General features: G+C 49.2%; 23 protein-coding genes and 1 riboswitch. Of the genes, 14 read left to right on the forward strand and 9 right to left on the reverse strand.

Annotated elements, in window-relative coordinates; all coding sequences use genetic code 11:
• Window positions 1–388: 388 nt before the first annotated feature.
• The 5 genes from VN23_RS07270 to VN23_RS07290 all read left to right on the forward strand — a co-directional run bounded on the left by VN23_RS07270 (window position 389) and on the right by VN23_RS07290 (window position 4,197).
• Entirely contained in the window at window positions 389–1,042 is a 654-nt protein-coding gene (locus VN23_RS07270) for a DUF3299 domain-containing protein (protein WP_052746734.1), read from the forward strand.
• Window positions 1,043–1,057: 15 nt separating this feature from the next.
• Window positions 1,058–1,546 (forward strand): ZrgA family zinc uptake protein, encoded by a 489-nt coding sequence (locus tag VN23_RS07275; protein WP_052746733.1) that lies wholly within the window; start codon window positions 1,058–1,060, stop codon window positions 1,544–1,546.
• 141 nt (window positions 1,547–1,687) lie between these two features.
• Window positions 1,688–2,368 carry an ABC transporter ATP-binding protein gene (locus VN23_RS07280; protein ID WP_046353001.1) on the forward strand — a complete coding sequence of 227 codons (681 nt, stop codon included), beginning with the start codon at window positions 1,688–1,690 and terminating at the stop codon, window positions 2,366–2,368.
• Window positions 2,361–3,614, forward strand: a complete 1,254-nt coding sequence (locus tag VN23_RS07285; RefSeq protein WP_046353000.1) for an ABC transporter permease — start codon at window positions 2,361–2,363, stop codon at window positions 3,612–3,614. The genes VN23_RS07280 and VN23_RS07285 overlap by 8 nt, the downstream gene beginning before the upstream one ends.
• 82 nt (window positions 3,615–3,696) lie before the next feature.
• Window positions 3,697–4,197 carry a DUF2938 domain-containing protein gene (locus tag VN23_RS07290; RefSeq protein ID WP_046352999.1) on the forward strand — a complete coding sequence of 167 codons (501 nt, stop codon included), beginning with the start codon at window positions 3,697–3,699 and terminating at the stop codon, window positions 4,195–4,197.
• On the opposite strand, the gene VN23_RS07295 is transcribed toward VN23_RS07290, so the two are convergent.
• The 8 genes from VN23_RS07295 to VN23_RS07330 all read right to left on the reverse strand — a co-directional run bounded on the left by VN23_RS07295 (window position 4,177) and on the right by VN23_RS07330 (window position 13,950).
• Window positions 4,177–4,833: a glutathione S-transferase family protein gene (locus VN23_RS07295; RefSeq protein WP_046352998.1), complete on the reverse strand. Its 657-nt coding sequence runs from the start codon at window positions 4,831–4,833 to the stop codon at window positions 4,177–4,179. The genes VN23_RS07290 and VN23_RS07295 overlap by 21 nt on opposite strands.
• Window positions 4,834–4,962: 129 nt before the next feature.
• The gene (locus VN23_RS07300; protein ID WP_156455143.1) at window positions 4,963–6,006 is read right to left on the reverse strand and encodes an ABC transporter substrate-binding protein; all 1,044 of its coding nucleotides are present in this window, start codon (window positions 6,004–6,006) and stop codon (window positions 4,963–4,965) included.
• Between the two features lie 299 nt (window positions 6,007–6,305).
• Entirely contained in the window at window positions 6,306–7,100 is a 795-nt protein-coding gene (gene thiD, locus VN23_RS07305; protein WP_046353120.1) for a bifunctional hydroxymethylpyrimidine kinase/phosphomethylpyrimidine kinase, read from the reverse strand.
• Window positions 7,101–7,275: 175 nt separating this feature from the next.
• On the reverse strand, window positions 7,276–7,914 hold the full coding sequence (thiE, locus tag VN23_RS07310) for a thiamine phosphate synthase (protein WP_046352997.1): 639 nt from the start codon (window positions 7,912–7,914) through the stop codon (window positions 7,276–7,278).
• Window positions 7,915–8,000: 86 nt separating this feature from the next.
• Window positions 8,001–8,822 (reverse strand): hydroxyethylthiazole kinase, encoded by an 822-nt coding sequence (gene thiM / locus VN23_RS07315; protein WP_082752668.1) that lies wholly within the window; start codon window positions 8,820–8,822, stop codon window positions 8,001–8,003.
• A 29-nt stretch (window positions 8,823–8,851) separates the two neighbouring features.
• A riboswitch (TPP riboswitch) is annotated at window positions 8,852–8,947 on the reverse strand.
• A gap of 40 nt (window positions 8,948–8,987) precedes the next feature.
• Window positions 8,988–12,182 carry a response regulator gene (locus tag VN23_RS07320; protein WP_052746731.1) on the reverse strand — a complete coding sequence of 1,065 codons (3,195 nt, stop codon included), beginning with the start codon at window positions 12,180–12,182 and terminating at the stop codon, window positions 8,988–8,990.
• Between the two features lie 10 nt (window positions 12,183–12,192).
• Entirely contained in the window at window positions 12,193–12,678 is a 486-nt protein-coding gene (locus VN23_RS07325) for a molybdopterin-dependent oxidoreductase (protein ID WP_046352996.1), read from the reverse strand.
• A 138-nt stretch (window positions 12,679–12,816) separates the two neighbouring features.
• On the reverse strand, window positions 12,817–13,950 hold the full coding sequence (locus VN23_RS07330; RefSeq protein WP_046352995.1) for an aminotransferase-like domain-containing protein: 1,134 nt from the start codon (window positions 13,948–13,950) through the stop codon (window positions 12,817–12,819).
• 166 nt (window positions 13,951–14,116) lie between these two features.
• Between VN23_RS07330 and VN23_RS07335 the strand changes: the two genes are divergently transcribed.
• The 9 genes from VN23_RS07335 (at window position 14,117) to VN23_RS07375 (ending at window position 20,756) form a co-directional block, all read left to right on the forward strand.
• Window positions 14,117–14,563, forward strand: a complete 447-nt coding sequence (locus tag VN23_RS07335; protein ID WP_046352994.1) for a MarR family winged helix-turn-helix transcriptional regulator — start codon at window positions 14,117–14,119, stop codon at window positions 14,561–14,563.
• Window positions 14,560–15,540, forward strand: a complete 981-nt coding sequence (locus tag VN23_RS07340; protein WP_046352993.1) for a glycosyltransferase family 2 protein — start codon at window positions 14,560–14,562, stop codon at window positions 15,538–15,540. Before VN23_RS07335 ends, VN23_RS07340 begins: the two co-directional genes overlap by 4 nt.
• Window positions 15,541–15,562: 22 nt before the next feature.
• Window positions 15,563–16,045, forward strand: a complete 483-nt coding sequence (locus VN23_RS07345) for a GyrI-like domain-containing protein (RefSeq protein WP_156455145.1) — start codon at window positions 15,563–15,565, stop codon at window positions 16,043–16,045.
• Between the two features lie 26 nt (window positions 16,046–16,071).
• Window positions 16,072–16,422 carry a VOC family protein gene (locus VN23_RS07350; RefSeq protein ID WP_046352991.1) on the forward strand — a complete coding sequence of 117 codons (351 nt, stop codon included), beginning with the start codon at window positions 16,072–16,074 and terminating at the stop codon, window positions 16,420–16,422.
• Window positions 16,422–17,024, forward strand: a complete 603-nt coding sequence (locus VN23_RS07355; protein WP_052746730.1) for a hypothetical protein — start codon at window positions 16,422–16,424, stop codon at window positions 17,022–17,024. The genes VN23_RS07350 and VN23_RS07355 overlap by 1 nt, the downstream gene beginning before the upstream one ends.
• 23 nt (window positions 17,025–17,047) lie before the next feature.
• Window positions 17,048–18,049, forward strand: a complete 1,002-nt coding sequence (locus tag VN23_RS07360; RefSeq protein WP_046352990.1) for a DUF2157 domain-containing protein — start codon at window positions 17,048–17,050, stop codon at window positions 18,047–18,049.
• Window positions 18,046–19,653, forward strand: a complete 1,608-nt coding sequence (locus VN23_RS07365) for a GDYXXLXY domain-containing protein (RefSeq protein ID WP_046352989.1) — start codon at window positions 18,046–18,048, stop codon at window positions 19,651–19,653. The genes VN23_RS07360 and VN23_RS07365 overlap by 4 nt, the downstream gene beginning before the upstream one ends.
• A gap of 180 nt (window positions 19,654–19,833) precedes the next feature.
• Window positions 19,834–20,247, forward strand: a complete 414-nt coding sequence (locus VN23_RS07370) for a DUF1398 domain-containing protein (RefSeq protein WP_046352988.1) — start codon at window positions 19,834–19,836, stop codon at window positions 20,245–20,247.
• An 89-nt stretch (window positions 20,248–20,336) separates the two neighbouring features.
• Entirely contained in the window at window positions 20,337–20,756 is a 420-nt protein-coding gene (locus tag VN23_RS07375) for a GNAT family N-acetyltransferase (RefSeq protein ID WP_046352987.1), read from the forward strand.
• Window positions 20,757–20,784: 28 nt separating this feature from the next.
• Here the strand turns inward: VN23_RS07375 and VN23_RS07380 are convergent, their stop codons facing one another.
• Window positions 20,785–21,393: a DUF3592 domain-containing protein gene (locus VN23_RS07380; protein ID WP_082752670.1), complete on the reverse strand. Its 609-nt coding sequence runs from the start codon at window positions 21,391–21,393 to the stop codon at window positions 20,785–20,787.
• Window positions 21,394–21,508 lie beyond the last annotated feature (115 nt).

Consider the following 21,508-nt stretch of genomic DNA (forward strand, 5'->3'; position numbering starts at 1 on the left):
CTGCGGCGGGTAAAAGCTCTGGAGTAATGCCCACGCACCCGTTGATATTCGATTAGGGCCCAGTCCGGCGCCATAGGTGCATCGAGCTAGGCAAACATTGCTCAATTTAAATGCTTACTAAAAATGGCATATGAAGAACCATCTGCATGGATGGCTCACTCATTACTGCTAAGACTACTAACGGGTCAACGTTTAGGAGACGTCAGCAACATACCTTAATAGTGGCTGTGCAGCTATTCCATCCCGCAACCCTCAGGCTTTTTACTTTTGGGCCTATTACACATCAACCCAACGCTTTAACGTCATTTCGATTAAATATTTGTGACAAGCTATTCACGCAAATGCAACACAGTTACAATTGGAGCACATCCCATAACGAGGACTGAACGTGATTCACCGCTTACTGCCCCTCTTACTTCTTACGCTGATCAGCCACTCACTCCTTGCCGCAGATGCCCGCGCGATTAAGTGGACTGATCTACAGCCTGATTCCAGCAGCTTACGTGCAACAGTTGGCAATATGAATCAGGAACAAAAAACACGCCTTATGCGCGCATTTCAGCAGCGGCAGCATAAAGCGATTGTGGCTGCTGGCAAGTTAAAACCATCTGATCTCAGCGTAGACACCAGCACCCTTCTCAAAGAAGATTTCAGTGATTTAGAGCCTTTGGTCGTCAAAATTGAGACCTTTGAGAAAAAACGCACCACTGAAGCGCAGACGGCGCTCAACAACCAGATTGTTCAGCTCGATGGTTATTTGCTGCCATTAAAGCAAAATAATAAAAAGGTGACCGAGTTTATCCTTGTTCCCGTGATTGGCGCTTGCATCCATGTGCCTGCCCCGCCCCCCAATCAAATGGTCGTTGTGCAATACCCCAAAGGCTTTCCGGCTGGCAACTTATTCGCCCCCATTACGGTGAGCGGCAAGCTGCTTGTTAAATCATCCAAATCTGACTTAGCGCTTGCCGATGGCAGTAGCAAAGTGGACGTGGGTTATGCCATGACAGCAACCGAAGTACGTGAATATCAAGCCCCTAAATAAACCAAGGACATCACCATGAATAAAGTACTTCTCAGCGCATTGCTAACTTTATCTTTCAGCGGCTTCGCCTCAGCACACGGTGCGCATGTACATGGCGTGGCAGAAATGGACGTAGCTATCGAAGGAAAAAAACTAGTGATCACCCTAGAAAGCCCGGCTGACAATCTGCTTGGTTTTGAGCACACGCCAAAAAATGACGCTGAAAAAACCAAGCTAAAAGCGGTCAGCGAGCAATTACAAAATGCCGACAATTTGTTTACGATTGATGCCGCGGCACAATGCAAAGCTGCCGCTCCGAAGATACAAATGCCAGATTTCAGCAAGAAGGGCCACAGTGATATCGATGCCGAATATCACTTTGAATGCGCCGCCACCCCAAGCAGCATCGCTCTGCCGCTATGGAAAAACTTCGCAGGCTTTAAAAAGATCACCGTTAACCTAGCAAACGCCAATGGGCAAAAGCAAATCAAGCTTAAATCAGGCCAGGTGCTGAATTTAAAGTAACGCCCCTATTCACTGAAGTGAAGTGTTGTTCTTAGGGCAGATGCAACCCGCGAGCAATAAAATACGCGGGTTGCATCTGCCCTACAAATACGAGGCATTAAGCCTTGCCCAGTAAAAGGCAATGCACATTAAAGGTAAGCCGTGATTCAGATCGAAAACCTGCAGTTCACCTGGCCGGGCAGCTCGTGCCCTACGCTAAAGATTCCCGAATTTAAACTCGCCAAGGGCGAGCGGCTGTTTTTACACGGGCCCAGTGGCAGCGGCAAAAGCACCCTACTTTCTTTACTTACCGGCATTCATTTACCGCAAAGCGGCAAGATCCATATTTTGGGGCAAGACTTAGCCCAGCTTTCCGGTCCACGGCGGGATCGCTTTCGGGCGGATCACTTGGGCTATGTATTTCAGCAGTTCAACTTACTGCCTTATTTATCGGTGCTCGATAATGTGCTGCTCCCTTGCCAGTTTTCCAAGCTGCGTCAACAACGCAGCGGCGGCGCAAAAGCGCAAGCCTTGCATTTACTCAAACGCCTCGATTTACACGCCCACTTACATCAAGCAGCCAGCGCACTCTCAGTCGGCCAGCAGCAACGCGTGGCACTGGCTCGCGCATTGATAGGCGCACCCGAAATTCTGATTGCGGATGAGCCAACTTCCGCACTAGATGCCGAGCGGCGTGGTGCTTTTATCGAGCTTTTATTTGAATGCGCACAAGAGCATCAAACCGCCATCCTATTAGTCAGCCACGACCCACAACTGGCCGTGCACTTTGATCGCAGCTTGAGCCTACCTGCCATCAATACGGTGGAGACATCTGATGCTTAAAATCGCGCTTAAAAGCTTACTCAGCCGCAGGCTCACCGTCGCCCTTTCTGTATTGACCGTTGCCTTATCTGTACTACTGCTGATCGGCGTAGAAAGACTGCGTACCGAGGCCAGAAATAGTTTTTCTAGCACCGTAAGCGGCACCGACCTGATTGTTGGCGCGCGCACAGGCTCGGTGCAGCTTTTACTTTACAGCGTCTTTCGCGTCGGCAACGCCACCAATAATATTGGCTGGGATAGCTACCAGAAGCTCGCCAAAGACGAGCGTGTAGCGTGGACGATTCCCGTTTCTCTTGGCGATAGCCACAAGGGCTTTCCGGTTTTAGGCACCAGCCGCGACTATTTTAAATACCTGCAATTTGGCGACAGCCAACAGCTGCAGCTGGCCCAAGGTCAAATCTTTGCCCGCACCCACGACGCCGTACTCGGCGCTAACGTGGCCAAAAAACTGGGCTATCAACTCGGCGGAAAAATCATCCTCGCCCACGGCAGCGGCGAAGGCGCGATGTCCGAGCATAGCGATCAGCCCTTTAGCATCACCGGCATTCTGTCGCCCACCGGCACACCGGTCGACGACACCGTGCATGTCTCGCTCGACGGCCTGACTGCTATTCACGAAGGCTGGGAATCGGGCAGCGCCTCGCTGCTGTCTACCACTGGCGTACTCGCCGCCGATGAAAACCGCGCCGTGGCACCACCTACCACCATTACAGCTTTTTATGTGGGCCTTAAATCACGCACCGCGCTGTTTAGCTATCAGCGCGCAGTGAATCAATTCCCCGATGAAACACTGATGGCAATTATGCCGGGCGTGGCGCTCTCCGAGCTTTGGCAACTAATGAAAATCGCCGAACAAGCCTTGCTGGTGGTGTCGGCATTTGTGATGGTCATTGGCTTACTCGGCATGCTTACCGCCTTACTGACCGGGCTTAACGAGCGTCGCCGCGAGATGGCTATTTTGCGCTCGGTAGGCGCAAGGGCATGGCAGATTTTTGTGCTGGTGATGGGCGAAACGCTGCTGCTCGTTAGCACCGGCATGGCGGCTGGGGTGGCGTTGCTCTACCTCATCATCATCGCCTGCCGCCCCTTGCTACGCGAATTTTACGGCATGAGCCTCGCCATTAATCCGCCCACACACACCGAGCTTTTGATGCTAGCTGCCACCTTAATGGCAGGCGCGCTAATTGGCGCAATTCCTGCATGGCGCGCTTACAGAATGTCTTTGAGTGATGGGTTGATGGGTTGAGCATGTAGCATCAGAAAAAAACAAAGGGCGGCTTAGCCGAAGGCATACGCCGCCATACGAAACAGCCCACATGGAACAAGTCATGAATGCCGAATCAGAACTCATCCTAAAAATCACCCTCACCGGCCTTGGCGCTACCTTACTCATGGACCTGTGGGCCTTACTATTAAAGCGTTTTTTTAATATTCAATCACTGAACTGGGCAATGGCAGGCCGCTGGATTGGACATATGCAAAGCGGGCGCTTTAAGCATGTCAGCATTGCCAAGGCCACAGCGATTAGAGGCGAGTTACAGATTGGCTGGCTGGCCCACTACGCAACCGGCATTTTCTTTGCGGCCTTGCTAACCGCCATCGCTGGGCCAGAATGGCTGGCTCAGCCAACGGCGCTAACCACCATCCTATTCGGCATAGCGACCGTGGCCTTTCCATTTTTTATTATGCAACCTAGCATGGGCGCAGGGCTAGCTGCCTCTAAAACCCCCAACCCCAAGCAAGCCCGCCTACGCAGCTTAATGACCCATACTGTTTTTGGCATGGGTTTGTATGGGACAGCCTTAGGTTTAAGTCTTTTGCGTATCTGACTGGTACATCTCCAGACTCGTCCCTTCCACTTCGCACACATTAATCAGAGCCTGACGCTTGGCTAATTGGCAAAGGTAAGGGCCTAAGTTTGAAAACGATAAGGGCGGCGTTTTAAAATCACTCGCCCAGTGCGACAACATAAACAAATAGTAATCACACACCGTAATATGCTCACCAATTAAAAACGTCTTACCTTCTAATTCTGTATTCAAAAGGCTAAACATTTCAGTAATACGGCGCTCTTGTGCCTCAGCAATAGCTGCGATGCTATTTTGCGCTGTAGTGTGTTCGGCCGGATAAAAATAAAACATTAACTCTGGCTGCAAACTCGCATTTAAATAAAAAAGCCATTGATAAAACTTTGCACGCAGCGGGTCTGTTACATCAGGAATTAAACCTGCCCTGGGGTTTTGCTCGCATAAATAAAGACAAATGGCCGCGCTTTCAAAAACCACTACATCGTTATGCACTAAAGTCGGAATACGTCCCGCAGGATTTAAACGCATATATTCTGCTGATTTTTGCGCCTTAGATTTTCGATCGACCAACACCCTTTCATAATCCACACCCATTTCTTCAAGAAGCATATGCGGCGCCCAACTGGCATTTCTAGGATAGAAATAAAGTTTATACACCCGTTAAATTTCCTATTAATTTTTTATAAGGTTTGAATTAAATTTCGATGCAAGCCAATCGCCTGTACTATTTAGTATTTACCAATCGAATGCGCCAGCCGATGGTTCATCCCATTAATCTACAGTGGACTAATCAACAAAAACTGCATTTTTACTCATATCGGCAGGAAGCTGGATTTTCCAGCGGGCCAGTTCGTGTCGACTAAAAACAAAAGCGCCTTCTTGCAAGAAAACGGGCCAATACGAGCTAGGTAAGCGGCCAGGATTTTGTAAAATCTTCTCCGCCATATCTGCAGCAGCTTTGCCTTGCGATGCCCCCTGCAGAACAAAGCCCCCAACTGATTTACCCTTACCTACCGCAAAATCCCAGAATGCAAATGATGGCTTATTCAGATTGCTATTTGTCCATGCAATCACTTCTTCAGAATCTGCATTCAGCCCTTTTTCATTTTTCAAACTTTGATACAAGCCAATCACAACTGCATCATAACTATTCTTTCCCACATCACTGATTTCTTTTTTCCATTCTTCAAATGTTTTACAAAGCTTCACATCAAACACAACATTATTTAAAATCAACGAAGAATTCCCCATAAAGGAATCATTAAAAACAATCGTTGAAGTCCGGTCGCTATCAAAAAGAATCAGGATTTTTTTTGCCTTAGGCAACAGCGCCTTAATAAAATAGGAAGAACGCTGAAACAAAGGCCGTTCCAGTATTCCGCTAATATATTTCGGATCTTTTTTAAAATAAGAACGTGGGTTTTTATTAACACCCAAATACACAGAGGGGATTGCCCTAGCTTCGATTCTCTCTCCCAGAAATTCCAATGCGGCATCATCCCCAAGTATCACCAAAGCCGGCTTAAGCTCATCAATCAACCTAAGCGCTTTGTCTGCCATCCCCGCCACCTCTGCTGGCGGCAGTCTTTTTGTATTCATCTCGAAGAAAGTTAATTGATACTGCCGCCCCAGCTTATCCGTAATTTGCTTTCTATATTCTGCATCCCATTTATATTCTTTGTGATAGCTTTCAACCACAACAATTTGCTTGCTCGCGGCAAAGACGTTAAAGAAAGAAAGCAGCATAAAAATAAAAAGGACTTTCACAGTAAAGCTCCTTGCTAATAACACCTTCAAACAGACGGCCATAAGCATCGTCTGTTCCATCATAGCAGAAGCACCTGAAATGATTTCCAATAAAGACAGCAAGCTAAAAACCACCCGCCACTCAATATTTACTTACAAAAAAACAGCCGAAAAAACTACAAAAGCAAAAAACAAGCATCGAGTTTTATTTGAACGGTCCTGATTATGCCTATTTTTCAAGCACATTATAAATATCTACGGTGGTTAAAACACAATCCTGTCTATTACAAGCAATTTAATCTGACTAAAACCAAACTTCCAAAAACAAAATTTCATAATCAGGCGCATAGCAATAAAAAACATCACTGAAGACTTGAGACTAATTACCACCAAGCCTGAAAATGATGCACTGGCCCGATTCCCTGCCCGACTTGTAATTGATCGGCAGCTGCAATTGCCGCAAGTAAATAGCTTTTTGCGGCATCGACCGTAGCAATCCAATCGGCGTGCTTAGGCCTTAGAGCCGCAAGTGCGGCAGACAGCGTACAACCTGTGCCATGAGTGTGCTTTGTGGTGATGCGATGCGCGGCAAAGCGGGTGGCGCTGGCTGGGGTGATCAGCCAATCTGGGCTTTCGTCTCCACCCAAATGACCGCCTTTCATCAATACCGCCCTTGCACCCATAGCCAGCAGCGCATGGCCTTGCGCTTGCATCTCCTCCTCATTACGCGCTTCTGCCACGCCAAGCAAAGCAGCGGCTTCGGGCAGGTTGGGGGTAATTAAATCGGCCAGCGGCAGAAGTTGATCGCGGATGCCGGCAATCGCTTCAGGCAAAAGCAGCGGGTGGCCGCCTTTGGCGATCATCACCGTATCCAGCACCACACAGGCAGGCCGATGCTGGCGCAAGCCCTGAGCCACCGCGTTAACGATTTCGGCATTGGCTAACATGCCAATTTTGACGCTATCAACGCGAATATCCGCCAGTACGGCGTTGAGCTGTGCCAGCACAAAATCAGGCGGCACAGGGTGAACGCCATGTACCCCTAAGGTATTTTGAGCCGTGAGCGCAGTAATCACGCTCATGCCATAAGCACCAAGCGCCGAAAAAGTTTTTAAATCTGCCTGAATGCCAGCGCCACCGCCAGAATCCGAGCCTGCAATTGTGAGTGCATTAATCATTAATAAGTCCATGTAAATACGCAGCGGGTTTCACCCCAATCCTATCAACTTAAGGTCAAAACAAAGCATGGTTTTTCGTAGGGAGTGCAAGTCGTTTTTCTTACGCACGGCCTCTCTGCGCTCCAACTTCGTCGTTGCACACCCCACGAATACCGATTTAACTAACGCCCTAAGCTTAAACATCAGCGCCTTCTAGGCGCAATGCTTGCGCCGCTTGCTGCGGATTAGCTTGCCCGCAAATAGCAGATACCACAGCCACGCCGTCGGCTCCGGCGGCCCGTAAAGCGGCCACGCAGCCAAGGCCAATTCCGCCAATCGCTACCGCGGGGACGACCTTGGCCAGCATCAGTTTGGCAAATTCTTCCAAGCCAATCACAGGGGAAGCATCGAGCTTGGTACCTGTCACAAAGACGGGCCCCACACCGATGTAATCGACGATATCCAGCGGTACGGCGGCCAGGTGCTCTGCGTTTGATGTCGACAAGCCCAGCAGCTTATGCGGGCCAATCAGCTGGCGAGCCATTTCTGGGGCGATATCTTGCTGGCCCACATGCACCCCTGCCGCATCGACCAAGAGCGCCACATCGATATGGTCATTAATAATTAAGGGAATATTGATAGGATCAAGTGCGGCTTTTAACGCCAGAGCGGCAGAAACCCACTGGCGTTTTTTCCACTTAGGTGCGCGCAATTGCACAATGGTCACACCACCTGCCACTGCGGCCAGCGCGGTACCAACCATGCCCTGCACGTTGCCACCACATAGATCAGGATCGAGTACTAAATAGAGAGAAAGATCTAAATCAGGCTTCATTTAGCCCCCTTCAATAATATCGTCAGCGGTAACGCCGCTATCGCACGCTTCAGGATCGAGCACCAGAGAAAGGTCTAAAACCGGCTTCATTCATCCACCGCCTTCAGCATGGCGGGTTGCATGATATACAGCGCGTCTAAAAAGGCGGGCAAGAACGTACCGGGGCCATCGCAGGCTGATTCGGCACGCTCGCCCGCAATCGCCATCACGGCACAGGCCGCAGCCACCGCAGCCAGTTTATCGGGCGCGCCCGCCACAAAAGCGGCCACCACAGCGGATAGAGCGCAGCCCGTGCCCACTACCCGAGTCATCAAGACATGGCCCCAAGGAATAGCCCAAGTAGAGACGCCATCGCTGACATAATCCACTTCACCCGTCACCGCAACAATCGCGCCGGTTTGCAGAGCAAGACGCTGTGCGGCGGCAATGGCCAGCACGGAATTGGCCGTGCTATCTACACCCTTGCCGCCAGCTGATTCGCCTGCCAGAGCCATAATCTCTGAAGCATTGCCACGAATCACCGCCGGTTTTTGTAGCAATAAATCATGCAATGCGTCGGTACGATAAGCCAAGACACCAGCGGCCACCGGATCGAGCACCCAAGGCGTATTGGCCACATTGGCTGCCGCAACTGCTTTTTGCATCGCGGCAAGACGGGCCGGATACAGCGTACCCACATTAATCAGCAGTGCATCGGCCATGGCGGCAAACTCGGCCACTTCTTCTTCGGCCACAATCATGGCAGGCGATGCACCCAGTGCCAGCAAAACATTGGCCGTAATTGACTGGACCACCTCATTACTCAGGCAATGCACCAGCGGCGCGGCTGCACGCAAGCGCGCGAGCTCTTCGCCGACGCGGTACAGGGGAAATTGGGGGATAAGTGGGATGGTATGCAAATCAGACATTTAAGCTCCTTGGCGGGCAGAAAGCCTGCGCCAAGCAGCGCCGACTTCCCTACGCTGGCATGATCCAGATCAGGTCACGGGTATTTCTCAGCCGTTTTTTTCAAGCGGCACCCCGAGTCAGGTCGCCATTTTGCGGATATTAGCCCAGACAAACAAGCGTAAAGATCAAACTTTGCCAATTGCATGCAAAGCCAATTGGGCTTTTACCCGGCTAAGCAAAAGCGGCAGGCACAGCGGCTTCGCCATATAATCGACGGCTCCTAACTCCATCCCCAGCATTTCATCTTCGGCGTCTGATCGGGCAGACATAAAAATCACAGGAATATGTTGCATCCTGGCATCGGCTTTAATCCGGCGGCACACTTCATAGCCATCTATTTCCGGCATTAAAATATCTAATAGAATTAATTGTGGCAAAGGGTCTGCTGCCAGCATCGCTAATGCCTCTGCACCATGGTGGGCTAATTGAATTTTAAATTCTTTATTCAGCATCCGATCAATCAATAATAAATTCATCGGCGTATCGTCCACGGCCATAATGGATATCGCGAGTGGCTCTGCAATCTGCCCTTCAGGCAATTCTTCGCCTTGGTTTACCCCATCCAAAGCCACGATTAAATCAACCAGAAAGCCCACCAAAGTGCTTGAAAAAGCCTCCAGCATGGGCTTTAACATCGGATCTGTTGGCCGGTGGCGCAATAGTGCTTCTAACTCGGCAGCCAAATCGGCTAAATCTACCGCACCAATACTACCCGCCACCGATTTACTGCTATGCAGCAAACGCTCGGCCGTGGCATGGTCTTTCTCTTCCAGAGCAAGGCTAATTTCTGCTATCAATGCAGATTGCCCATGAATAAATTTTCTGAGCATTTCTAGATACAGCGTCTCTTTACCCAAGACCCTGCGCAAGCCAGCGGCCACATTCAGGCCGGGTACGTGTAACATTTCAAGCTTATGTTTCAGATTATGATCGGTAGGACGATCGGCCTCGGGCACCATCGCCACCCGCTCACTCATCGGGCGAGGCGTTATCCAGCGTAATAGTGCAAGCCATAAATCATGCGGCTCGATTGGCTTTGCAACATGTCCGTTCATTCCTGCAATGGCACAACGCTCCTGATCCACCTGCATGGCATTGGCCGTCATCGCCACAATAGGCAAAGACATAAAATCAGGCCACTGGCGAATAATTTGCGTGGCTTCTATGCCATCCATTACCGGCATTTGCATATCCATTAGCACCAGATCATAGCGAACCTGCTGCACTTTATTGACGGCTTGCTGGCCGTTTTCGGCCAGATCTACAATAAAGCCCGCACCTTGCAAAAGATCCATTCCCACTTGCTGATTTAAATCATTATCTTCAACCAATAAAATACGCGCACCTTGAATACTGGATAAATCCATATCTGCATTTTTAACTCTTAATGCAATAGTCGGCTTTTGATTTGTATCTAATACACGCATTGTGGTATCAAATAATTGAGAGGCATTAACGGGCTTAGTTAATATTTCATCCACTTCTGCTGCATCCACCTCACTCAACACCTCTTCACGCCCATAGGCCGTCACCACAATCAGACGGGGGGAAATAGCTAATTGCATTCTTTGGATGGCAATAGCGGTTTCCCGCCCCCCCATATGCGGCATACGCCAATCCAAGAAAATCACTTTAAAAGGATCCCCTGCTGTGGCCGCACGAGCCAGCTCATCAATCGCAGCGAGGCCAGATAAAGCCACCACCGGCCGGAACGTCATTGTGAGCAGTAAATCGGCCAACACCCTTGCTGAATCAGCATTATCATCAACCACCAGCACCGCCTGATGCCGCAAATCCAGGCTGGGCAGCAGCTCTCTTTGCGCCAAGCTACTCATGCCCACGCGAGAGGTAAACCAAAAAGTGCTGCCTTCCCCCAGTACACTTTGCACGCCCACCTCGCCGCCCATTAAATTAGCCAGCTGCTTTGAAATGGCCAAGCCTAGTCCTGTTCCGCCATATCGACGTGTAGTAGATGCATCGGCCTGCTGAAACGATTGAAATAGACGCTCTACCTGCTCCGGTGACAAGCCTATGCCTGTATCACTGACCGCCCAATATAATAAAACGCCAGATTCATCATGCTCTTGCACCCGGCAAACCAGTTTAATCATGCCTTCGTGGGTAAATTTAACGGCGTTATTTGCATAATTAATCAGAACTTGCTCAAGCCTTAATGCATCGCCGCATAAAGTGCGGGGTACATCGGCTGCAATATCAAAAACCAACTCAAGGCCTTTGGTGTTTATTTTTTCCAGTAGCAGATCAGCGACGTTTTCTAACAATTTATCCAAATCAAAATCAAGCATTTCTATTTTTAAATATCCCGATTCAATTTTAGAGAAATCCAGAATATCATTGATAATGCCAAGTAAATGCTGACCTGATTTTTGTATTTTTTCAATATAATCACGCTGCTTAAATGTTAAATTTGATTTTAATACCAAATAAGACATCCCGATAACAGCATTCATCGGCGTGCGAATTTCATGACTCATATTAGCCAGAAAATCCGATTTCATTTTTGAAGCCTGATCAGATTGAATACGGGCCAGCTCTAATTCAATGGTTTGTGCCTGCAAAGAGTCATTGAGCAAAGCCAAAGCCTGTGTGCGCTCCTGTACCCGCGCCTCCAGCACTTCTTCATTACGTTTGAGTGCATCGACCAGCTCGGACTGGCTGCGCAATGTCTCTGCTTGTGCACTAGCGCGCTGACGGTATTGGCGCAACATAGCCAGCGCCAATAGCAGCGTAAGCAGACACTGAAACACCGTAAGCGCGCTAGCAACCAAAACTTGTTTCGTCACTTCTGCCCTGCGCGCATCGGCGACTTCCGCTGAAGCTAGCGACGCTTTAAGGCCTAATTCTCGAATACTTTCTTCTAAAGTAGCTAAGCGTGCGTACAAAGCTCGTTTACTTTTGGCATCTGCAGGCCGGTCTGCTGTGGCCCCCAGATAATGATCTGCCTCGGCAGAAAATTGATTAAGTGCTTGCATTGCACTTACATAAATCGCTTGCTTTTCCATTAGCTTTTTAGACTGCCCAACCTGGCAGCTAATAATACGACCTACAAATAATTCATAGCGAAAAGTGAGATCCGCCAGACTTATTTTACTTTCATCCATTAAATGCACTTCAAATGCCGCATCTAAGCGCTGATAATCAACATGCAGCTGAATCAGCGCCCATAAAGCATTATCATTTGCCTTGCCTAATGAATTATTCAAACTTTGAAACTGAGCAAACTGTAAAGCGGCAATGGCTGCATAGACTGCGATTAAACTACTCACAATCAAAAACAACAGCCGCTTGCTCCGATCCATACCCAACTCCTTAATGCACAATCATTTTAGAGAGTTGCCATACAGATCGGGTGTAATAAACATCTTGGCGTAATTCAGCATGAGCACTGTAGGGGTAAACAATAAACAGTGGCCCCTTATTGCGAATACTCATCGGCTTATCATCTAAAAGCCTCGCAATAATCATTGAATATTTGTGGGCATCACTGACAGGCAGCTCAACCCGATACTCATCAAGCGCAATAGCAGTCACTTTTTCGCCTTTCGCACCTGCTGCTGCCAATACATCACGTAATAAAGGCCCGGTAAATTTAACGGGTTTCTCATACCAAGGTGTTTTGCTCACAAAACTATGCTGAGGTAACTTGGCGAGCATATCCATCGTAAAGAGGGCATCTTTGCCCTTATTAGGATGGCTCACCAAGCCAGAAACAGACAGCACCACTGCACCATTAGGCACATCTAAAGCAAAACAGTGAGTACTAAGGCAAAGCGCCAACAAACAAGCCAGTTTCATGCTGGTTTACTCCACAGTCGATTACGCAAAGAATACTATTGCCTTTACACACTAGTATTGAATATTGCTTCTCGCTTCCTGTGCAGTACAAACCTGCCGACCACTTCACACCATATCTGCTAATCGCTTACGAAAAGCCTACTTAACCAAGGCACCAAGCAAAGCAATACCTTGCTCAATCTGCTCAAAAGTTGCATGGCTAAAATTCAGCCTGATGGTACTAGTTTGACGCGGCACAGGATCAAAAGCCGAGCCGGGCATAATCGCCAAGCCAGCCTCTAGTGCTTCTTGCATCAGCTGCATCACATCTTGCTCATGATTAAGTGTAAGCCAAAAAAACAAGCCGCCAGATGGCAAGGCCCAACTGGCCTTATCACCCAAGTGCGTTAGCAAAGCCGCCTGCATCACATCTCTTTTCTCTCGATAAAGCGGCAAAATGCTCGCCACATGCTGATCTAAAGAGCCGTCTTTCAGCAGCTGCGTCACAATCGCCTGACTTAGACGATTGCTATGCAAATCTGCAGCTTGCTTTAAGCGCGTCATAGCCTGAATCAAATCCGGATGCACAATCAGATAACCCAAACGCAAACCCGGCGCTAAGGTTTTAGAAAACGAGCCCTGATATACCCAACGTGCCTGCTTTAAGTGCGAAACAATAGGCGCAGGCGCAGGGCCGTCAAAAGACAGATCACGGTAAGGATCGTCTTCAAACACCACCATGGATTGCCCATCAAAAGCCTGTGCCAAAGCCTTACGCCTTGCCAGGGAATAACACAAACCGGTTGGATTTTGGAAAGTGGGCACCAGATAGGCCAAGCGCGCATCGGCAGCGGCTACAGCCTCCGGCAACAAGCCCTCTTCATCTTGTTCTGCCGTTACAAAACGCGCGCCCAGCAAGCGAAACACCTGCAAAGCGGCCAAATAGGTAGGAGATTCGGTCAGCACGGGCGTGCCTTCTTCAATCATTAGCTTGCTGAGCAGATCAATTCCCTGTTGCGAACCATTCACAATCAACACCTGCTCGGCGCTACAGGCAATACCCAGCTTTCTAGCCCGTATTGCTACTTGCTCTCTGAGTGCTGGCTCGCCTTCAGTTTGCCCGTATTGCCAGATATCGTCAGCCAGTTGGCCCAACACTTCTGGCGTAGCCCTGAACAAAACCTCACTGGCGGGTAAGCCTCCAGCAAAAGAAATCACCCCCGGCTTTGATGCGGCAGCTAAAATGTCTCTGACAAGAGAAGAAGTAAGACGATCAATACGCGCAGCAAACATAGGACTCACCAGACAGGTCAATAGTTATGACCTATTTATGCCGTATGCACAACTACCCTGTCAATACGTAGCTTGCGCAGTAGACCAGTACTTAAGCAAAAGCTTCCCAGTAAGGCAGGCCATCACAGGGCGGTTTTTGCATACGCATTTCACACGACACTGAACCATGAACCCAAACCACACACTCAACGCGGATTTAGAAAGCCTGTTCTACGGCTATCGCGCGTTTACATCGCTGCCTGATGAAATGCTCGCACCTTTGCAATTAGCACGGGTACACCACCGTATTTTATATTTTGTGGGCCGTGACGCAGGGCTATCGGTTAATACACTACTGGCTAGACTGGGCACGTCCAAACAGGCACTCAACCGGCCGCTCAGAGAACTGCAAACAAAAGGACTGATTATTGCCAGCACCGCCCGCCATGACGGACGCGTCAAACGTCTTAGCTTAAGTGAATCAGGTCAACTTTTAGAAGAACAACTATCCAGCAGCCAACGCCAATTGCTACAGCAAGCTTTTGCCCAAAGCCCCGAATCAGAAGCGGGCTGGCGGGCGATTATGTCTATTCTGGCGGCAAGCGACAAACACGCCATTAGGCCTCCGGCATGAAGCTCAGCATTGTTATTCCCTTTATGAATCCTGATAACCAGCATTTTTCTGAAATGCTGGCAGGCTTAGCCGTAGCCGATTACGCGCTGTTTTCTGCTGTAGAAGTGATTCTTATCAATGATGGCAGCCAGCAAAATTACCAACAGGAAATCGCCCATTTTTCTAAGGTTGCACACCCGCTTTGTATTAATGTGATTGAATTACCCTGTAATCGGGGCGTGTCTTATGCACGTAATCTGGGCATGGCCGCAGCGCAAGGCGATTATATTGCCCTGCACGACGCTGACGATATCAGCCTGCCAGAACGATTCACCCTCTCTGCACAATTTCTAAACAAACACCCAGAAGTGATTGTGGTTGGCGGCGATATGCTGGTATTTAATGAATACCGCAAAGAAGAATCGCTGCGCTTATTTCCAATCCATCATCATGATATTTGCGTAGACAATTTATTTTATTGCGCCATGGCCCAGCCCGCGATGATGATTAATCGTGCGCTGTGGCAGGCCAGCGGCATTCAATACACAGAAAAAATGGATATGGCGCAAGATTGGGATTTAGTGATTCGCCTCAGCCAGCACGGGCAACTGGCTAATATGGGTATCCCACTGGTGCGCTACCGCCAGCATTTAAAACAACGCAGCGCCGAAATTACTGGCGAATTTGCCAATATCCATGTGCGTGGCATTTGGGAAAAGCAGCTCAATCATTTGGGCGCAAAGATCAACCCCAAGCTCTTGCAAGTCCACGGGCATTTATCGCCTTACTGGCTTTGGCAGCTCTCCGATATCAGCCAGGCATGGGCACTTTGCCCAGAAGACGTGAGTTATTGGGCAGAAGAGATGCTGAGCAAAAATAAAATAAGCCAATATGTAAGCGAGCCCATTCTGGCGCAGAAAATATATCGCTTACAGCGCCAATGGCAGGCCTGGAAAGCCAGTGGCAATCCAACAACACAGATTCAGTCTTTATTATAAATACGCAGCAAATTGAGATTTAATGCATCAACAAGGAGGCATGATGGAAATCCAGCAAACCGATGTTACTCCCGTTATTTTCACCAGCAAGCAGCTTTGCCTCAGAGATATCGGTGTTTTTGCCGCGGAGCAAACACCCTTGCTCTTTGCCGAGATTGCACGCCACCAGCTAGGCATTAACGGGCCATGCATTTTTGTGTATTACCAAGTACCACAAGATGCGCAAAGCCTGTTTACACTGGATATTTGTATTCCAGTCAGCCACCCCGATGCTTATGCAGGGGATTTTGCTTGCAAAACCTTAGCGCCTATCGTTTGTGCCGTTCGCCACTATCAAGGGCCGCTCACTGATTTATTTAATGTGGGCTATGCACCTCTTATCACAGAGATTCAACAATCCGGCCGCGCATTCAGCGGCGAAAGCCGAGAGATTTATCACCTATGGGAATCGCCGGAATCAAACAATAACCAGATTGAAATTCAATTTGGTCTGATTCCAAACTAAACCTTTAATCAACACGGAGCCGCGCCATGCATCAGCACCATAAAATCAATTATATTGAAATGCCATCCAAAGATTTAAATAAGAGCAAAGCGTTTTTTAGCACGGTATTTGGCTGGACTTTTGTGGATTACGGCCCGGAATATTGCGCATTTTCTAATGAGGGCATCGATGGTGGCTTTTACCAAGCCGATTTAAGCATCTCAAGCCACACCGGCGCACCCTTAATTGTTTTATACAGCAGCAACCTTGAAGCCAGCCAAGCGGCTGTGCTTGCTGCAGGTGGTACCATCCTCAATCCTATTTTTTCATTCCCCGGTGGGCGGCGCTTTCAATTTAACGACCCTAACGGCAGCGAATATGCAGTGTGGTCGGAATAGTGCCTACACGCCCAGCGCCACCCAATACACTCGCCCCTCAGCCCCATATGCCAGAAGCAGAGAGCCAGGCACTCACTGCAGCGCTGCAAAACACTCAAAGCTATTTAGAATTTGGCATGGGGGGCAGTACGGTGCTGGCGGCGTGGCTAGGGGTGCAGCAAATTGTATCAATTGATTCAAGCAAAGAATGGATAGAGAAAGTAGCCAGCCAGATCGCCCCAATTCAATCAGCCAGCCAGATCGAGCTACTGCACGCCCCTATCGGCGAAACACTTGAATGGGGGTTTCCTAAAGACAATCAGCTACAAAGCCAATGGCCCGACTACTACAGCAAGCCGTGGCGCGTGGCGCATGATCCGGGTCTGGTGCTGATCGACGGGCGCTTTAGAGTACCGTGTTTTTTATACTCGCTCCTTCAGCTAAAGCCCGGCGCAATCATCCTGTGGGATGACTACGCAGATCGCAGCGAATACCACCACATCGAGCAACATCTGGCCCCTGCGGCCTATTTTGGCAAGATGGCTCAGTTTTTAGTGCCTAGTCACGCAAATACAGCAAAAATACTGAATAGCCTGTTTGAAAACCTCTATGCAGTGGATTAATCATCGCCCTTAAGGAATAAAGCATGGACCAGCGCCTTACCCTTTACGCGCTAGCGGCCAAATACCAGCTAGACGCAGCGGCCACTCAAAAATTACGGCAATTAGCCGAGCCTGAAGCCAGTGCCATCGCCAGCCTCCTGCCTCGTGGGATGGCCATTGCTGCAGCTGCAATGTTTGGCCTAGGGCTGATTTTTTGGATTGCCGCTAATTGGGATACGCTGGGACGGACTGGTCATTTTGTCTTACTGCAATCGCTCTGCATTTTATTGTGTGTAGCCGCTCTTGGGCTGGCAAAGGCCCGCGTCCCCTTCTGCTTATTGGCCCTACTGTCTATCGGCGGTCTATTTGCTTACTTTGGGCAAACGTATCAAACCGGCGCAGATCCTTGGCAGCTGTTTGCGGTATGGGGCATCTTGGCCCTGCCGCTTTGCTTTAGCACCCAAAGCGATGTGCTGTGGACACCTTGGGCCTTGGTGGTCAGCACCGGTATTTCTTTGTGGATACACGCACATACCGGGCATCGCTGGCGATTTGAGCAGGAGGATACGCGGATTTTCTTACTGGGCTGGAGCAGTGCCTTACTGCTTACACTAGCGCTTAGCCCTAAGATGCCTTACTTAAACGCTTTCCGTGCTCAGCCCAATATCCATAACTTAAAAGGCAGCGGCCCTTGGGCGTTTCGCACCGCCCTCACGCTGAGCAGCGTCATGATTTGCAGCAGCGCTTTCACCGCGCTCTTAATGCACGATGCCAGCACGCTTTACTACCTTGGCTTACTCCTCTTTGCTATCGCCGCCGCAGCACTGGTGCAGCCCGCCACTTTTGATATTTATGGTCTGAGTATCATCAGCCTTTGCCTGAATATTCTGCTGGTATCCGGGCTGACAAGGCTGCTGTTCCATGACCACAGCTACGGCAATTTCATTGGCGAAGTATTTCTGATTGGCCTTGTCGCCGCTGGCTTACTCGCCTTTACCGTCAGTCAGTTACTGCGTTTGTCCAAGCGCCAAGCAGAGGCCTTATGAGCAATCACCAGCAACTCCTAGCAAAAGCCATTGCCGCTGGCCTCTTACCTAGCGATGCCCATGTTGACGCACCAGAAAGCCGCCCTTGGCCGGTGGTGCTGCTCACCGCTTTAGGCGCATGGCTCGCTGCGATTCCGCTACTCATTGTGGTTGGCCTCTTACTCGGCGACACCATTATTCATAGCATGGCAGGGCCGTATTTAGTGGGGTTAATGGTTTTAGCCGCAGCCATTTTGCTATTACGCAGCCAAGATATTCCTTTGTTTGTAGAGCAACTCGCCATCCCCACCTTGATCGTGGGGTCTTCGCTTTTGGCATATGGCCTGTTTGAGCATTTACCCAGCGCCTTAGCCTGCACCATGCTGGCACTACTAGCGGGCGGGCTAACTTGGGCCATTCCCAGGCCTTGGCTGCGTGTTTTATTAGGCGCAGCATCTGCCGCCCTCACCGGCAGCGCCATTTTTACCTGCATGAAAAATGGCCATAGCGCCTATGCCGAGCTATGGATTGCGCTGCACACCCTGCTCTTACTGTGGTTGCTGGCCATTGCCGTGCAACACGTGCTCCTTATCGATGGTGCAAAGGCCTTAGTCGCCGCCGCTTTTGAATCATTTTTCACTGGCTGGCTACTCGTCGTTCTGGCAGGGCTAGCTTTTAGCTCAGGAATGACTTTTCTCGTGGGGGCCAGCCTGAGTAATAGCGTTTTTTATGAAGTTATGAATGAAGTAGCGCCCCAATCGATGGCGGCCAGCAGCCTATTCGCGCTTAGCTCATCCATCCTTGCTTTGGCTGCGGGATTGTTACTTTGGCGCAACTGGCCTGCCCTGCGCCCCTATGCAGGCGCGGCACTGGTCTTAATCGCGCTGGCTTGGTTTATGCCCGCACTTGGCGCGGTATTGCTGGCCCTCTCCATCAGCCTAATCGCCGGACGCTGGCGCGTGGCAATCACAGCGGGTCTTGCCGCCGCATGGATTATTGGCGCGTTTTACTACCAGCTCAACTGGTCGCTTGCCAATAAAGCCCTACTATTTATGCTGGCGGGCAGCCTGCTCGGCGCGATTACATGGCGGGCACTGGCCCCCAAAGCATCCGTTCCACCCCCTCCAGCGCAGGCCATTACCCCTCGCCAAAAAATCGGCATTGCACTCACAGCCGCAAGCGTCTTACTGGTCGCCAATATCGGCATCTGGCAAAAAGAAGACCTGATCGCCCACGGCCAGCCACTGTATATCTCGCTCGCCCCAGTCGACCCCCGCTCCTTGATGCAGGGCGACTTTATGCAGCTTGATTTTCAAATCCCCTTTGATACTCCGTCAGTTGGCGACGTAAGTAATCAAACCCGCCCTTTTATTGTCATGAAAAGGGATAGACAAAACATCGGCAGCGCACAGCGTATCCACCATGGCGAGCCACTAGCCGCTGACGAATTCAAGGTCGAACTCAGCCCCAAAAACGGCCGCTGGGTACTCGTCAGCGACGCATGGTTTTTTAAAGAAGGCGAAGCCAACCGCTGGGCACAAGCCCGATATGGCGAATTTAGAGTGAAGCCAGATGGGAAGGCTTTGCTGGTGGGGCTGAAGGGGGAAGGGTTAAAAGGGCTTTGAATCGTAATTAATTAAATACTTTGCAGCTAAACCAACACACCTCAGGCGGTAAGAAAACCGTCTACCCTTGGTTTTTTTATCAGTACTTTGGCATAAATTATGCCGAACTACTTAGCGACAAATAGAAATTCCACGACTAATATCACGCCCTATTCATCATCTAGCTAATTAGGAATAAACATGAGCAATGCTATTAAAAACATAGAATCCGCCATGCAATACGCCGCCTCAATACGCCCCAAAGTAGCTGGCTTTCCTTATTTAGCGGAAGTGCTTAGACAAGCGGGTGTCACGCGTAATACTTGGGCGCTCCCTGCCTGTCAAAGCATCTTTACCACCAACTTAGGCCCTGTTGTAATGCAAGGCACGCCCCTGCTTTCTGGTGCTACTGATATTCCCCCCTTTAATGAAGCCGCCTTAATTTCAGCCCTGCGGATCGATCAAGCAGGAGAAAGTACTTTTCCTGAATTTTTAAATGCCACTTGGTTGGCAGGCGTTGTTCGCTACGATGTGGACTTATTAGCACGGACCTGCACCTATTACGGTGCGGCCGATGAAGCCTATATCGAATCTTATCCCGCCATTACCCTGTAATTTTGAATATAAGCACACTCAATAAAAATAAAATCTTTGAGCGTTGTGCATTGCAGTTAATAAGATAAAACGACCTAGTTGACCGACAAATGAACTTCAGACTTGCCACTCAAGACGATATCCCCGCTCTTTCACGAATTCGCCTATCCGTCAAAGAAAATACGCTATCCGACCCTACTCTTATCAGCACAGCCATGTATGAGCAGTTTTTACTGCATGAAGGCAAGGGATGGCTTTGTGAAATAGCAGGAAAAACCACCGGCTTTGCCATTGCGGCCTACCCAGACCATTCAATATGGGCCCTGTTTGTATTGCCTGAATATGAAGGGAGAGGAGTAGGCACGCAGCTATTAAATCTGGCAACAGATCATTTATTTACCCAAGGTGCTTCAGAAATCAAATTAAGCACTACGCCACATACCCGAGCAGATCGTTTTTATGCACAACAGGGCTGGCAACGAGGAAATGAAGGCAAAGAGGTTGCGTATTTATTAAAGCGATCGATATAAATACGCCCAAAGAAGTAGTACAAGGCATCTATGCTTTTTTACGCAGACTGCCTTGTGCTTTTTTACGAGCAATCGCATTCACCCTGCATTCCCTTTGCGAATCAGCTCGCTCACGCTTGCTCGCGCGAGGCTCTTTATATGTAATACCCAGCATGGATAAACACAACACGCCTCCCATACAAAAGACCAAAAGACTAAACAACAGCAACCCAACACTTTTAATGGCATGCAACCACCACGGGTGCTGATCAAAACGTGTGAACACCACGGATGGATTAAATGATTGATACGCAACGCTCAACGGGCCGCCTACAGAATATGCAGCCCATTGTTCCTGTTGCTCAGCCAACGTATCAGTACTACTAGATTGGTACTCACCCCTATAGACTTGATGTGCAACAAAATAGCGGTAGTCAATTTGAGCATGAAATAACGTTTTGCTCTTATGCTTAGATGAAATGAAATCAATTTTCTCAATAACCGCCGTTGTATGCGGCCAATACTGGCTTTGATAAGCCTGCCACTGCGAGCACCCATAAATAAATGAAAAATAAATAGCAAAGCCTCCGCCTATAAAACTCAGAATTGACACCACAGAAACATAGAAACCCAACACTCCTTTTTTAGGTTTCCTCATAAAATATCAACATCAAACATAAAATGACATGCCCTATTTAATAAAATAAAAAATCAACATCAAGGCTGAGTAGGCTGAGTAGATTTATACCAGTCAAAAAGAATTTTCCAACCTT

The organism is Janthinobacterium sp. B9-8, from assembly GCF_000969645.2.
Taxonomy (GTDB): Bacteria; Pseudomonadota; Gammaproteobacteria; order Burkholderiales; family Chitinibacteraceae; genus Iodobacter.

Excerpts from the sequence above, each read along its gene's own strand:
- VN23_RS07275 (WP_052746733.1), top strand. The coding sequence starts at position 1,058 with ATGAATAAAGTACTTCTCAGCGCATTGCTAACTTTATCTTTCAGCGGC.
- VN23_RS07285 (WP_046353000.1), top strand. The coding sequence starts at position 2,361 with ATGCTTAAAATCGCGCTTAAAAGCTTACTCAGCCGCAGGCTCACCGTC.
- VN23_RS07290 (WP_046352999.1), top strand. The coding sequence starts at position 3,697 with ATGAATGCCGAATCAGAACTCATCCTAAAAATCACCCTCACCGGCCTT.
- VN23_RS07300 (WP_156455143.1), bottom strand. The coding sequence starts at position 6,006 with ATGATGGAACAGACGATGCTTATGGCCGTCTGTTTGAAGGTGTTATTA.
- thiD (WP_046353120.1), bottom strand. The coding sequence starts at position 7,100 with ATGATTAATGCACTCACAATTGCAGGCTCGGATTCTGGCGGTGGCGCT.
- thiE (WP_046352997.1), bottom strand. The coding sequence starts at position 7,914 with ATGAAGCCTGATTTAGATCTTTCTCTCTATTTAGTACTCGATCCTGAT.
- thiM (WP_082752668.1), bottom strand. The coding sequence starts at position 8,822 with ATGTCTGATTTGCATACCATCCCACTTATCCCCCAATTTCCCCTGTAC.
- VN23_RS07320 (WP_052746731.1), bottom strand. The coding sequence starts at position 12,182 with ATGGATCGGAGCAAGCGGCTGTTGTTTTTGATTGTGAGTAGTTTAATC.
- VN23_RS07325 (WP_046352996.1), bottom strand. The coding sequence starts at position 12,678 with ATGAAACTGGCTTGTTTGTTGGCGCTTTGCCTTAGTACTCACTGTTTT.
- VN23_RS07330 (WP_046352995.1), bottom strand. The coding sequence starts at position 13,950 with ATGTTTGCTGCGCGTATTGATCGTCTTACTTCTTCTCTTGTCAGAGAC.
- VN23_RS07335 (WP_046352994.1), top strand. The coding sequence starts at position 14,117 with ATGAACCCAAACCACACACTCAACGCGGATTTAGAAAGCCTGTTCTAC.
- VN23_RS07340 (WP_046352993.1), top strand. The coding sequence starts at position 14,560 with ATGAAGCTCAGCATTGTTATTCCCTTTATGAATCCTGATAACCAGCAT.
- VN23_RS07345 (WP_156455145.1), top strand. The coding sequence starts at position 15,563 with ATGCATCAACAAGGAGGCATGATGGAAATCCAGCAAACCGATGTTACT.
- VN23_RS07350 (WP_046352991.1), top strand. The coding sequence starts at position 16,072 with ATGCATCAGCACCATAAAATCAATTATATTGAAATGCCATCCAAAGAT.
- VN23_RS07360 (WP_046352990.1), top strand. The coding sequence starts at position 17,048 with ATGGACCAGCGCCTTACCCTTTACGCGCTAGCGGCCAAATACCAGCTA.
- VN23_RS07365 (WP_046352989.1), top strand. The coding sequence starts at position 18,046 with ATGAGCAATCACCAGCAACTCCTAGCAAAAGCCATTGCCGCTGGCCTC.
- VN23_RS07370 (WP_046352988.1), top strand. The coding sequence starts at position 19,834 with ATGAGCAATGCTATTAAAAACATAGAATCCGCCATGCAATACGCCGCC.
- VN23_RS07375 (WP_046352987.1), top strand. The coding sequence starts at position 20,337 with ATGAACTTCAGACTTGCCACTCAAGACGATATCCCCGCTCTTTCACGA.
- VN23_RS07380 (WP_082752670.1), bottom strand. The coding sequence starts at position 21,393 with ATGAGGAAACCTAAAAAAGGAGTGTTGGGTTTCTATGTTTCTGTGGTG.